The organism is Actinomadura keratinilytica, assembly GCF_039539665.1.
GTDB classification, from domain to species: domain Bacteria; phylum Actinomycetota; class Actinomycetes; order Streptosporangiales; family Streptosporangiaceae; genus Spirillospora; species Spirillospora keratinilytica.
The window spans coordinates 14,152-26,989 of sequence record NZ_BAABDO010000004.1 but is presented as its reverse complement, the minus strand read 5'-3'; the positions used below and the strand labels follow the sequence as shown (position 1 = coordinate 26,989).

Annotated in this window: 10 protein-coding genes; 6 read left to right on the top strand and 4 right to left on the bottom strand. The window is 73.6% G+C overall.

The features are described 5' to 3' along the window. Nucleotides 1-30: 30 nt before the first annotated feature. From ABD879_RS02255 to ABD879_RS02240, 4 genes are read right to left on the bottom strand one after another with little or no spacing between them, the layout of a single operon-like run. Nucleotides 31-1,032 (bottom strand): AAA family ATPase, encoded by a 1,002-nt coding sequence (locus ABD879_RS02255; protein ID WP_378271647.1) that lies wholly within the window; start codon nucleotides 1,030-1,032, stop codon nucleotides 31-33. Then, nucleotides 1,029-2,327 (bottom strand): DUF4350 domain-containing protein, encoded by a 1,299-nt coding sequence (locus ABD879_RS02250; RefSeq protein WP_345016883.1) that lies wholly within the window; start codon nucleotides 2,325-2,327, stop codon nucleotides 1,029-1,031. Before ABD879_RS02250 ends, ABD879_RS02255 begins: the two co-directional genes overlap by 4 nt. Beyond that, the gene (locus ABD879_RS02245; protein WP_345016881.1) at nucleotides 2,324-3,100 is read right to left on the bottom strand and encodes a DUF4129 domain-containing protein; all 777 of its coding nucleotides are present in this window, start codon (nucleotides 3,098-3,100) and stop codon (nucleotides 2,324-2,326) included. Before ABD879_RS02245 ends, ABD879_RS02250 begins: the two co-directional genes overlap by 4 nt. Next, nucleotides 3,097-4,227 carry a hypothetical protein gene (locus tag ABD879_RS02240; protein WP_345016879.1) on the bottom strand — a complete coding sequence of 377 codons (1,131 nt, stop codon included), beginning with the start codon at nucleotides 4,225-4,227 and terminating at the stop codon, nucleotides 3,097-3,099. The genes ABD879_RS02245 and ABD879_RS02240 overlap by 4 nt, the downstream gene beginning before the upstream one ends. Nucleotides 4,228-4,819: 592 nt before the next feature. Between ABD879_RS02240 and mtrA the strand changes: the two genes are divergently transcribed. From mtrA to ABD879_RS02210, 6 genes are all read left to right on the top strand, one after another. Next, the gene (gene mtrA / locus ABD879_RS02235) at nucleotides 4,820-5,497 is read left to right on the top strand and encodes an MtrAB system response regulator MtrA (protein ID WP_344954396.1); all 678 of its coding nucleotides are present in this window, start codon (nucleotides 4,820-4,822) and stop codon (nucleotides 5,495-5,497) included. 155 nt (nucleotides 5,498-5,652) lie between these two features. Further along, entirely contained in the window at nucleotides 5,653-7,278 is a 1,626-nt protein-coding gene (gene mtrB, locus ABD879_RS02230) for an MtrAB system histidine kinase MtrB (RefSeq protein WP_345016877.1), read from the top strand. Between the two features lie 26 nt (nucleotides 7,279-7,304). Beyond that, on the top strand, nucleotides 7,305-9,086 hold the full coding sequence (locus ABD879_RS02225; protein WP_345016875.1) for an LpqB family beta-propeller domain-containing protein: 1,782 nt from the start codon (nucleotides 7,305-7,307) through the stop codon (nucleotides 9,084-9,086). A gap of 86 nt (nucleotides 9,087-9,172) precedes the next feature. Next, entirely contained in the window at nucleotides 9,173-9,853 is a 681-nt protein-coding gene (locus ABD879_RS02220; RefSeq protein WP_345016873.1) for a ComF family protein, read from the top strand. A 1,141-nt stretch (nucleotides 9,854-10,994) separates the two neighbouring features. Beyond that, a complete protein-coding gene (gene hpf / locus ABD879_RS02215; protein WP_345016871.1) occupies nucleotides 10,995-11,660 on the top strand; it encodes a ribosome hibernation-promoting factor, HPF/YfiA family in 666 nt (221 codons plus the stop codon). Between the two features lie 237 nt (nucleotides 11,661-11,897). Continuing rightward, entirely contained in the window at nucleotides 11,898-12,644 is a 747-nt protein-coding gene (locus ABD879_RS02210) for a response regulator (protein ID WP_425549613.1), read from the top strand. Nucleotides 12,645-12,838 lie beyond the last annotated feature (194 nt).

Sequence of the window (12,838 nt, the reverse complement as noted above, 5' to 3'; positions counted from 1 at the left end):
TGCCAGACGTGCCCTTCATCGCCTGCCTCCTCAGCGGGGGGCCGGGACGTGGGCGAGGATGCCGTCCAGCACGCCGTCGGCGGTGGCGCCCTCGAGCTCGGCCTCGGGACGGAGCTGGACGCGGTGGCGCAGCGTGGGGCGGGCCAGCGCCTTCACGTCGTCGGGCGTGACGTAGTCGCGGCCCGACAGCCACGCCCAGGCGCGCGAGGTTGCCAGCAGCGCGGTCGCCCCCCGGGGGGAGACGCCCAGTTGCAGGGACGGCGACTGGCGGGTGGCGCGGCACAGGTCGACGACGTACGCGGCGACCTTGGGGTCCAGGCGCACCGCGCCCACGGCGGCGCGCCCAGCGGCCAGGTCGGACGCCCCCGCGACGGCCTGCACCCGCGACAGGTCCCGGGGGTCGAACCCGGCCGCGTGCCGCTCCAGCATCGCGATCTCCTCGTCGCGGGACGGCACCGGCACGGTCAGCTTCAGCAGGAACCGGTCGAGCTGGGCCTCCGGCAGCGGGTAGGTGCCCTCGTACTCGATCGGGTTCTGGGTGGCGCACACCACGAACGGGTCGGGCAGCGCGCGCGCCGCGCCCTCCACCGACACCTGCCGCTCCTCCATCGCCTCCAGCAGCGACGCCTGCGTCTTGGGCGGCGTGCGGTTGATCTCGTCGGCGAGCAGCAGGTTGGTGAACACCGGGCCCTCGCGGAACTCGAACTCCGCGGTCCGGTTGTCGTAGATCAGCGAGCCGGTCACGTCGCCGGGCATCAGGTCGGGGGTGAACTGGACGCGCTTGAAGTCCAGGTCCAGGGCGTGCGCGAGGGTCTTGACCAGCAGCGTCTTGGCGGTGCCGGGCACGCCCTCCAGCAGCACGTGGCCGCGGCACAGCAGCGCGATGACCAGGCCGGTGACCACCGAGTCCTGGCCGACGACCGTCTTGGCCACCTCGCCGCGCAGCGCGGTCAGGGCCTGCCGGACCTGCTGGGCCTGCTCGGCGTCGACGCCGGGGGCGCCGCCCTCGGCGAGCGGGACGGGGTGGTTCACGATTGCCGTACCTGCCTTTCCAGGTCGTCGAGGACGTCGGACAGCCACACCAGTCCGGCGTCGTCCGCAGGTTCAGGACCGTACAGGGCCGCGCCGATCGTCGCCTCGTCGTAGAGCAGGCGGCCGTCCGGGCCGGTGCTGAACGTTCCGGCCTGGGCGGCGCCGGGGGGCGCCCCCGCCCCGGCCGCGCGCACCCTCTGGGCGACCGCGGCGACGATCTCCTGGGCGGCGTTCGGGTCCTGCGCGGCGCTGCGCGGCAGGCCCAGCAGGGGGACGAGCCGGTCGCGGGCCCCCGCGCGCAGGGCGTCGGCGGCCCGGTCGCGGGCGTGATGCGCGCGGTAGAGGCGGGCGCGGCCCTCTACGGTCTCGGCCGAACGCACCACCACCGGCAGCGCCTCGGCCACCACCGGCCCCAGTCTGCGCGCCCTCCACAAGGCCACGGCGACCACGGCCAGCACCAGTTGCAGGAAGAACAGCTTCACTCCGAACGGCACCAGGTCGCCCGGTGTCCGGTCGCCGCTGGCGCTGCCCGGGTCCGGAAGGTCGGGGATGAGCCACACGACCGAGGCGCGCGCCCCGGCCAGGTTCATCGCCAGCGCCGCGTTGCCCTCATCGTCCAGGTACTCGTTGGTGAACGGACGGGACGACCCCAGCACCGTCACCGTACGGGCGCCGTCGAGCCGCACCTGCACGAGCCTGGGGAGGCCCTCGACGCGGTAGCAGGCCGTGGCGCCGGGCGGCGCCTCGTAGGTGTCGGACTGGCCGAACTCCACGCTCCCGGCCAGTGCGGCCGCCTGGAGGGTGCAGCCGGGGTCGCCGGTGTCCTCGAAGCTGCTGCTGGCCATTCGCACCCCGGGGGCCAGCCCGGTGAGGACCCTGCGGGACGGCGCCACCAGCAGCAGGTCGCCGGGGATGCGCCGCAGCCGCTCGATGTCGGCCTCGGTGAGCCGTTCCGAACGGGTGATGACGGTGACGGACGCCGCGGTGGCCCGCTCCGCGGCGTCGTCGGCGCTGCGCGACACCGCCACGGGCGTGCCCCGCTGCCGCAAGATCTCGGCGAGCGCGCGCGAGCCGCCCGGGCTCGCCGACTGCGGGTCGAGGTTCTGCCACGAGGTCTCGGGACGCAGCGCCGCCAGGATCACCGCGACCGCGACGAGGGCCGACACGACCGCGAGCACGCCGCGCGAGGCCCGCCAGCGCCGCCTGGCGACCTGCCCGGCGGTCGGCTCCGCGCCTTCCCCGGCGGACGGCGCGCCGGCGGTCTCCGGGGCGCCGGGGGTGAGCGTCGACGTCATCGGCCGTCACCCCCGTGCGACGCGCCGCTCCCGCCGCCCGGGCCGACCTCGCCGCCCGGGCCCGGGGCGCCCGCGGCCAGGTCCGGGATCCCGGACCCGCCGGGCCGCCCGGCGGCCGCGCCGTCGTCGTCCAGCGGGCGCGGTCTGGTGGCCTGCACCCGTTCGTCCAACTCGCGCAGGCGGGCGTAGCCCTCGGGGGTGCCGGGACGGCCGCCGTACCAGACGTCCTCGAAGATCCGCACGCCCGCCCGCAGGTCCGCCGCCACGTCCGGCAGCGCCCGGCCCGCCTCGGCCGCCAGCTCCTCGGCGGTGCGGCCCGGGCGCGGCCCGAGCACCGCCCGCTCCTCCAGGTCGCGGGCGATGGCCCGCAGCCGCTCGCGGATCGCCTCGGCCCAGCGTCCGGCCGCGGCGTGCTCCTCGGCGTTCCGGCGGTGGCTGCGCGGCGTGGACGGCGTGCCGTCCAGCAGGGCCCGGCGGGTGCCCCGGGTGTTGCGGCGGCCCCACATCAGCCACACGACCAGGCCGATCACCGCCGCCACGATGATCGCGATGATGATCCAGGAGAGCCAGCCGCCGCTGCCGGGCGCGTTCGGGTTCGCCGACCGGTCGGTCAGCTCGCGCAGCCAGTCGCCGATCCGGTGCAGCAGCCGCTCCAGCCACGACGGCTGGTCGCGGTGGTAGACCGGCTTGTCCAGCTCGCGGCGGGCCAGGTCGCGGGCCGGGTCCCGGCCGATCGGATCGGCGGCGAGGGCGGTGAGCACGGCAGTGATCATGTCGATGTCCAGGTCTGCGGCTGCTGCTGCGGCACCGGCTGCTGCCGCGGCGCGGGCGGCGGCTGCGGCGCGGGCGGCTGCGGGCGGGCGGTGAGCGTCGTGGGCCGCCACAGCTCGAAGAAGCCGTCGTCGGCCGCCTCGGGCCCGTCGGGCGCGTCCCCGGTCGGCGCGCCGCCGCCGGCGGCGGGCGCGGGATGCGTGCGGGTCCGCAGCTCCAGGTCGAAGCCCTCCCGGCGCATCCGCCGGTCAACGTACAGCAGGGCGATGACGCCGGCGTCGAACGGCAGCACCACCGACCAGCTCACGATGCGTCCCAGCGTGTCGACGGCCAGCGCGCCGACCGACGCCCCGCTGCCCTCGTCGCCGAACACCGCCAGCTGCACGACCAGGAACGGCGCGCGCAGCGCGAACATGCCCATGAACACGGTGATCAGCAGGGCGAGCAGCAGCGTCCCGCAGGTGCGCCACCAGCGCCCGCGCGACAGCGTGCGGGCCCGGCGCAGCGCGCCGGCGACGCTCCGGCGCTCCATCACCACCGCGGGCACGGCCGGCACGAGCAGCACGTACACCCACACCATCGCGGCCAGCCCGAGCGGCACGCCGAACACGCCGGCGACGATGATCGCCTCGACCGGCCCCTCGGCGGCGATCAGCAGGAGCAGCGGCGCGTTCGGCAGCACCAGCGCCGCCAGCGACCCCGTCATGATCAGCGCGGCGACGGCCGCGAGCCGCCCCATCCGGGGCCGCGCGTCCCGCCACGCCTGGCGCGGCGAGGTCGGCAGCCCCAGCAGTCCGCGTCCGATCAGCGGCGCCAGCAGCCCGGCCACCAGCAGGATCCCGTACGCCGACAGCACCAGCGCGATCGCGCCCAGGATGAACTGGGTGCCGATCGAGCGGATCAGGATGTCCGGCGTGATCTCCTCGCTGGCCTCGGGGCCGATGAAGTAGTACGCCAGCAGCGACCCCAGCACCTGGATGACGGTCGAGACGCCAACGGACAGGCCCAGAGTCGCCCTTGGGTGCCGCCGAATGTACGCGATGGCCGCGTCCAGCATTTCCGAGATCGACAGCGGCCGGAACGGAATGTCGCCCCCGAGCAGGTCCGCGTCCGCCAGGGAGATCCGCACGGGGGCGGGCTCGGCCCCTGGGCGCGCGGCGTCCGACGCGGGCGCGGCTTCAGGGGCGCGGGCGGGGCCGGTGGGGGGCGCGGGGTCGACCGGGGGCGGGAAGGCGGCGTCGGGCGGGGGTGTGGGGGCAGCGGGGGACGCAGGCGTGCCGTCTCGGTCGCCCGAAGCGTCCCAGCCGTTCGGTCCCGGCATCTCCAGCTCCCCGTGCCCGGTGTCGTGTGACCGTTTCGTGAGGCCCGCTCCCATGACGGCCCGTCTGGCCATCCTGTCACGGCCGAGGTCCTGCGATTGCCTCCTCTTGACGGTCCGCCGCACGATTGATTCGTTCGTCCGATTCAAGTCGGACCGCGGGTTGGTAGGCGAAACGGTGTCTAGAATTCGTTCCTTTAGACGCGGCCGGGTGCACGCAACCTCATCGCCGGTCGGGAGGAGTCATGGCTGAGGCAAACGCAGGTAACCTTGCCTGCCAAAGCATTTCTCTCCCTGGCGAGGTGGGGCCGGGCCATCGTCCGGGGCACGACGGGGGCGTCGATGACGTGCGCGACGCGCTTGCCTGTTCCCACCAGACCCCGAGTTTGTAGCGATGAGGGCCATGAGAGGACGTGTACTGGTCGTCGACGACGACCTCGCTCTCGCCGAGATGCTCGGCATCGTGCTGAGGGGCGAGGGGTTCGAGCCATCCTTCGTCCACGACGGCGACAAGGCGCTTGAGGCGTTCCGGGAGACCCGGCCCGACCTCGTGCTGCTCGACCTGATGCTGCCCGGCGCCGACGGCATCGACGTGTGCCGCCAGATCCGCGCCGAGTCCGGCGTCCCGATCGTCATGCTGACCGCCAAGAGCGACACCGTCGACGTGGTGCTCGGCTTGGAGTCCGGCGCCGACGACTACATCGTCAAGCCGTTCAAGCCCAAGGAGCTGGTCGCGCGGGTGCGCGCCCGGCTGCGCCGCACCGACGAGCCCGCCCCCGAGACGCTGCAGATCGGCGACATCACCATCGACGTGGCGGGGCACTCGGTCAAACGCGGCGACCGCGCCATCCCGCTCACCCCCCTGGAGTTCGACCTGCTGGTCGCGCTGGCCCGCAAGCCGCGCCAGGTCTTCACCCGCGAGGTGCTGCTGGAGCAGGTGTGGGGCTACCGGCACGCGGCCGACACCCGCCTGGTCAACGTGCACGTCCAACGGCTGCGCGCCAAGATCGAAAAAGACCCGGAGCGGCCGGAGATCGTCGTGACGGTGCGCGGCGTCGGCTACAAGGCCGGTCCCGCCTGAACCGCTCCCCGTGACGGCGAGAACGGCGACCCCATGAACGCTCCCCCCGTGACGCCCGAGGCCCCGGCGCCCCCCAGGGCCCGCAACCGCCGCCACACCGCGATGGCGCACGCCCCGCGGGCGGCGCGGCGTACCGCCGGGGGTGTGCCGCGGTGATGCGCGCGGCCAGGCGAGTCGCACGGCGCGGGCTGCGGGCGTCCCGGCGGGTCCTGCGCCGTGCGGTCGGACGTGCCTACACCCGCTGGCGCCGTTCCATCCAGATCCGGGTGGTCACGTCCACGCTGCTGATCTCGGCGGTCGTGGTGGCGATCCTGGGGGCGTTCCTGCAGCAGCAGATCTCGGCCGCCCTGATGGAAGGCAAGATCAAGGCGGCCATGCTCCAGCTCGACGAGGGCCTCGGCATGGTGCAGCGCGACCTGGGCGGTCCCGCCGCCGACGACACCGGGCGGCTGGGGAGCGTCGTCAACGCCCTCAAGGCCCGCAGCGGGCCGTCCGGGCTGTACGAGATCTACATCCGCGACGCCAAGAACCCCTACTACGACGGCTACGCCACCAACGAGCTGCGCCAGGAGAGCGTCCCCCAGCGGCTGCGCGAGGAGCTGCGCCGCGGCCCGGCCGGGGCGCGCGACTACACCTTCGGCAGGCTGTCCTATATCGGCCGCGACCGCGAACCCGGTCTCATCGTCGGCGGCAAGACCGGCCAGTTCGAGCTGTACTACCTGTTCCCGCTCACCCAGGAGGAGCGCACCCTCGCCCGGGTGACCTGGTCGCTGCTGGCCGTGGGCGCGGTGCTGGTGCTGCTGCTGGCCGCCATCGCCTCGCTCGTCACGCGGCAGGTCGTCATCCCGGTGCGGCTCGCGGCCCAGGGGGCGCAGCGGCTGGCCGCCGGACGGCTCGAAGAGCGCATGCGGGTGCGCGGCGAGGACGACCTGGCGCGCCTGGCCACCTCGTTCAACGAGATGGCCGCCAACCTGCAGGAGAAGATCAACGAGTTGGAGCACCTGTCGCAGGTGCAGCGGCAGTTCGTCTCGGACGTCTCGCACGAGCTGCGCACCCCGCTGACCACCATCCGCATCGCCGCCGACATGCTCTACGAGTACCGCGACACCTTCTCCGACCCGGCCGTCGGACGCTCCGCCGAGCTGCTGCAGAGCCAGCTGGAGCGGTTCGAGGCGCTGCTGGCCGACCTGCTGGAGATCAGCCGCCACGACGCGGGCGCCGCCACCCTGGACGCCGAGTCGGTCGACATGCGCGACGTGGTGCTGCGCGCCGTCGGCGACGTCCAGCACCTGGCCGAACGCAAGGGCAGCAAGGTCGTCCTGCAGCTGCCCGGCGAGCCGTGCATGGCCGAGGTGGACCGCCGCCGCGTCGAACGCATCCTGCGCAACCTGCTCGTCAACGCCGTCGAGCACGGCGAGGGCGAGGACATCATCGTGTCCTGCGCCGCCGACCGCGACGCGGTCGCGGTGGCGGTGCGCGACCACGGCGTGGGGCTGAAACCGGGCGAGAGCCAGATGGTGTTCGACCGCTTCTGGCGGGCCGACCCCGCCCGCGCCCGCACCACCGGCGGCACCGGGCTCGGCCTGTCGATCGCGAGGGAGGACGCCCAGCTGCACGGCGGCTGGCTGCAGGCGTGGGGGGAACCCGGCAAGGGCTCGCAGTTCCGGCTGTCGCTGCCGCGCGTGGCGGGCGCCGAGCTGCGCGGCTCCCCGCTGCCCCTCGTCCCCCCGGGAGTGCGCGACGGCCGGGCCGTCTACGCCGAACTGGAGGCGGGGGAGTGAGCGCGCGGCCTCGGGGGTCGTTCCGGGTGAGGCGGCCGCGACGCGCGCTGGCGGCCGCCTTGTCGCTGCTGATGGTCGCCGGCTGCGCCTCCGTGCCCACCGGGGGGCGGGTCGTGTCGGGTCGGCCGGTCGACCGGTCCGACCGCGTCGACGACCCGTACGTGCGGCTCGTCCCGGTGGGGCCCCGCGCGGAATGGGGCCCGGCGGAGATCGTGTCGGGGTTCCTGGCCGCCTCGGCGAGCTTCGACGACGACCAGAAGGTGGCGCGCGAGTACGTCTCCCCGGCCACCGGCTGGCGGCCCGGCCTGCGCCCCGCCGTCACCGTCTTCCAGAACCGCGACCAGCCCATCGTCGTCAAGGAGAGCGCCGCGCAGGCCACCGTCCGGCTGGAGGGCGACCAGCTCGGCACCATCGGCTCGGACGGCCAGTACACCGCCGACCCCAAGCACGTCGAGGTCACCTTCGAGCTGGGCAAGAACCAGCAGGGGCTGTGGCGCATCACCGAGCTGCCCACCGAGGTGCGCGGCGGGCTGCTGCTCACCAAGGCCGACGTCGACCGCGCCTTCCGCACCGCCAACCTGTACTTCTTCGGGCCGGACGGGCGCACCCTCGTGCCCAACTCCATCTTCCTGCCGCTGGCCGACCGCAAGGACCTGCCCACCCGGCTCGTCCAGGCCCTGCTCGTCGGCCCCACCTCGTGGCTGGCGCCCGCCGTCCGCAGCGCCTTCCCGGCCGGCACGCGGCTGCGCGGCGCGATCAGGATCAGCAAGGACGTCGCGACCGTCGACCTGACCCGGCAGGCCCGCTCCGGCAGCCCCGAACGCATGTCCGCCCAGCTCGCCTGGACGCTGCGGCAGCTGTCGGAGGTCAAGCAGTTCAAGCTGCAGATCGAGGGCGAGACGGTCACCCCCGAGGGCGTCGGCGCCACCCAGTCCGTCCGCGCGTGGGCGGCCAACGCACCCGACGGCGAGTCGTCGGAGGAGCGTTCCGACCCGCAGAGCGCCTACCTCATCGGCGCCGCGGGCCATCTGAGCCAGCTCGCCGGTGACCTGCCGCAGCCCATCGTCACCGGGGCGGCCGGCCGCCTCGTCCGCCCCGCCGTCACCCCCGACTACCAGGAGGTCGCGGGGCTCAGCCCCGACTCCGGCCAGGTGCTGGCCGGGACCCTGGTCGCCGGGTCCACCGACATCCGCCCCCTGCTGACCCGCAGCGACCCCGACGCCCGCTTCACCGCCCCCTCCTTCGACCGCAACGGCGTGCTCTGGACGGTCGAGACCACCAAGGACCGCTCCACGCTGTGGATCCGGCGCCGCGGCCAGGCCCCCGTGCGCGCGGCCCACTGGGGCCTGGGCGGCCGCCAGGTCCTGGCCCTGCGCGTGGCCCGCGACGGCGTCCGCGTGGCCGCCATCGTGAAGATGGACCGCCGCGCCCAGCTCCACATAGGCCGCATCGTCCGCCGCTCCGACGGCGGCGTCGAGGTCGGCTCGTTCCTGCCGGTCAGCTCCGAGCTGCAGGACGCCATCGACCTGTCCTGGCGCGACTACAACACCCTGGCCGTCCTCGGACGCGCCAAATCCGACTCCCAGCCGCTGCCCTACCTCGTCCCGGTGAGCGGCGGCGCCATCAGCTCCCTCGGGGTCGGCGCCCTGGGCATGCCCCAGACGATCGCCGCCGCCCCCAAGTCCCCGGTGCTCATCGGCACCCGCTCGTCCCACGAGACCCGCGTCTGCCGCCAGCGCTCCTACCGCGACCAGTTCAGCGAATGGGTCTGCGCCATCCCCGGCAGCGACCCCACCTACGCCCAGTGACCCGCCAAGATCACTTCTTTCGCGAAGTCATCCACAATCTCGCCGCCCCCTGGTGAAGCCGGCGCCCCGCCCGGCATCGTCGAGTCATGCGCCTCCTCGACGACCTGCTCGACCTCGTCCTCACGGAACTGTGCGCCGGCTGCGGCGTCGCCGCCGGCCTGCTGTGCCGGCGCTGCGCGGCCCGGCTGGGCACCCCCGCCCGCCGCGTGACGCGGCCGACGTCCCTGCCGCCCGGCCTGCCGTGCCCGTGGACGGCCGCGGCCTACGAGGGCCCCGTCCGCTCGATGCTGGTCGCCCACAAGGAGCGCGGCAGAACGGCGCTCGCCCGCCCCCTGGGCGCCGCGCTGGCCCGCGCCGTCCAGGCCGCCCTGTCCGAGCCGGGCGGCCCGAGGGATCCCCCCACGGCCATCGTCCCCGTGCCGTCGGCCCGATCGGCCGTCCGGCGGCGCGGTCACGACCCCACCCGCCGCATGACCGACGCGGCCGTCCGCGCACTGCGCACCCCGGGGCTCGTCCGCCTGGACGCCCTGCGCCACCGCCGGACGGTGGCCGACCAGACCGGGCTCACCGCCGCCGAACGCGCCGCCAACCTCCAGGGCGCCCTCGAACCCGAACGCCCGCTCCCCGGCCACCGGGTCGTCCTCGTGGACGACGTCGTCACCACCGGCGCCACCCTGGCCGAGGCCGCCCGCGCCCTCACCGAAGCAGGCGCCACCGTCACCGTCATCGCCACCCTGGCCGCCACCCCCCGCCGAACCCCGCCCTGACCGCCGCCTCCCGACCACCCCCACGACACCGGACCAGTCCAGGCACCGCAGGCGGACCAGCTCGCGGACAGCCCGCACCAGAGGCACCCGCACCACACATCCCTCCGAGCCCCAGCACCAATGTCCACCCCGAGGTGAGCAACAGCAGACGCCCCCCCGAGCGAACGACGCCGGACGCCCCTGCCAGAGCCTGCTTCGAAGGCAGGCCGGCCAGTCGTTGATGACCGCGATGTGGAGGGCGGCCTCTAGACAGCAGCAGCCCCCGGGCGGGGCGCCGTGTGGGTGATCCGCAAGCGGTGCCGCTCCACGCGCGGCCAGGTGACGCCCGCACTCGCCCCCAGCCGCAGCGGCCCGAGGCATGCGCCCCGACTTCAACGGCAGGCGCCCCTGGCCCGATGACCCGCAACGGCGCAGGGGTCCGGGCGGACGGTGAGCACCCCCTGCGCGACGGCCTATCCGGGGCTCGTGAGACGCAGGGGAGGTGAGATTCTTCCTAATTCGGGTTGAACCGGTTGGTAGTTGCCGAGCGTAACCAGGAAGTGGATCCGGTTCGCCGTCGGCGACCGGATCGTCCGGGTCGATCAGGTCACGTCGAGTCGCAGGACAGAAGCGGTCTTCGAAGTCTCACCGTCCCGCCAGGTCGGCATGACCTGCTCGCGCAGATCGCAGCGGAGGCCCTGTGGGATCGGCGGATCACGGGTCGTGAGCGCTCCCCGCGGGCAACTGCGTACGCCGGAAGGAGGTCCAGCGATGACGCACCGTGAGTTTTTCCTCCCGCAACCCCCCTGACATTCGCGGCGTAAAGGGGTTAGCGTTCCTGACATGGCACCCGCCCGGGTCCGTGGTTGCGTCGGACCGCGGTGCTCGTCGCGAGCACGCCCGCCGGTCCGGCTAGCCGATGCCAGGCGCAGGCGAAACGGCCCACGTAAGGCGACTTCTCGTCGACCGATCACGGTGCGCCTTAGGGGTAAGTCCTGCCCCGTCGGGGGGTCCGACACCCCCCGAGCAGGGAGAAGGGGAGTAGTGGCGAGAGCGCCGCGAGACCCTCAGCAGGCGGATGTGGGGACGAAGACCAGGTCGGCCGGGCGGGTGCGACCCCGACAACGCGAGTCCGTCAACTCCGGGAGAAGGGGGGTCCCGCGTGGAGATCATCGTCAGGGGCCGTCACACCGATGTCGACGACAGGTTCCGACGGCATGTCGACGGCAAGTTGTCGAAGATCGAGCGACTGAACCAGAAGGTCATCCGGGTGGACGTGGAGGTCTCCCAGGAGCGCAACCCGCGCCTGGCGGACCAGCGTGAGCGGGTCGAGATCACGATCCGGTCCCGGGGGCCCGTGATCCGCGCCGAGGCCGCCGCCGAAGACCGGTACGGGGCCCTCGACGTGGCCATGGACAAGCTGGAGAACCGGCTGCGCCGGCAGAACGACCGCCGCAAGGTGCACTACGGCAGCCGCGCCCCCGCCAAGCTCGCCAAGATGGAGCCGCTGCCCGAGCCCACCGCGGCCGAGCCGCTCGCCGAGCCGGTGCCCGCCGCCACCGCGACGGCCGAGCCCGAGACGCGCCGGGAGGAGCCGGCCGAATCGCACGAGAAACTGGTCCCGATCCCCATGGAGGGCGACGGCCCGCTCGTCGTGCGCGAGAAGTTCCACCGGGCCGAACCGATGGGCATCGAGCAGGCCCTGTTCGAGATGGAGCTGGTGGGCCACGACTTCTTCCTCTTCCGCGACAAGGCCACCGGCCACCCGTCCGTGGTCTACCGGCGGCGCGGCTACAACTACGGGGTCATCCGCCTTGTCGAAGAGTGAAGCGGCACATGCGGCACGTCACCGGCCGGGGCATGTCATGATCTAGAAAGGCGTAACTCAGCAAGCCGCGGACGCGGTGGTCCGGGGCGAAAGGGCAGGCGCACCGCGCATGCCCGCTGCGCGTGGCTCGCGCCCCGCGCCGCATCGCCCGGACCGCCGCCCCGCGGAACCCTCCGGAAGACCAGATCGCTGACAGTGAAGGGGGGAAGCGGCGTTCTCCTGCACGCCGCGACTCAGGTGAGCGAGAATCCCGAGGCTCGCGGCGCCGCCGCGGTGCCCCGCCAGGCCGCGGGCGGCAGGGGCGACGCGCAGGGCCCCGCCGACCCCATCCGCGTGCTCATCGTGGACGATCACGCGTTGTTCCGGCGCGGCCTGGAGATGGTGCTGCAGGACGAGCCCGACATCGAGGTCATCGGCGAGGGCGCGGACGGGTACGAGGCGGTCGAGATGGCCGGCGACCTGCTGCCCGACGTGGTCCTGATGGACATCCGCATGCCCCGCCGCAGCGGCATCGAGGCATGCACGGCGATCAAGGACGCGGCACCCAGCGCGAAGATCGTGATGCTGACCATCAGCGACGAGGAGGAGGACCTCTTCGAGGCGATCAAGGCCGGTGCCACCGGTTACCTGCTCAAGGAGATCTCCATCGACGAGGTCCCCCAGGCGGTGCGCGCGGTGCACGGCGGCCAGTCGCTGATCAGCCCGTCCATGGCCTCCAAGCTGATCACCGAGTTCGCGGCGCTGGCCAAGCGCAGCGAGGAGCGGCAGCAGCAGGTGCCCGCCCCCCGCCTCACCGACCGCGAGATGGAGGTCCTGCGCCTGGTCGCCCGCGGCCTCGGCAACCGGGAGATCGCCCGCGAGCTGTTCATCTCGGAGAACACCGTCAAGAACCACGTCCGCAACATCCTGGAGAAGCTGCAGCTCCACTCCCGCATGGAAGCGGTCGTCTACGCCGTACGGGAGAAACTCCTGGAAATCACCTGACCCCGCCGTCCCCCATACCCCATCCGCAGGGACGCCCGAGCACGCATGCCGCCAAAGACATGATCATGTCCCCAGCCCAGGCATGCCCCTGACCCATGCCCGCCGACACCCCCATGAGGAAACCCTCAAAGCCCCCCAACGCCGACACGGCCACGCCCTAAAACCACGTAGGCCCCAGCACTGCCTCGCCGCTG

Bases quoted from the DNA above. Each gene is read 5' to 3' on its own strand.
- ABD879_RS02250 (WP_345016883.1), bottom strand. From the start codon at position 2,327: ATGACGTCGACGCTCACCCCCGGCGCCCCGGAGACCGCCGGCGCGCCG.
- ABD879_RS02245 (WP_345016881.1), bottom strand. From the start codon at position 3,100: ATGATCACTGCCGTGCTCACCGCCCTCGCCGCCGATCCGATCGGCCGG.
- mtrA (WP_344954396.1), top strand. From the start codon at position 4,820: ATGAGAGGACGTGTACTGGTCGTCGACGACGACCTCGCTCTCGCCGAG.
- mtrB (WP_345016877.1), top strand. From the start codon at position 5,653: ATGCGCGCGGCCAGGCGAGTCGCACGGCGCGGGCTGCGGGCGTCCCGG.
- ABD879_RS02220 (WP_345016873.1), top strand. From the start codon at position 9,173: ATGCGCCTCCTCGACGACCTGCTCGACCTCGTCCTCACGGAACTGTGC.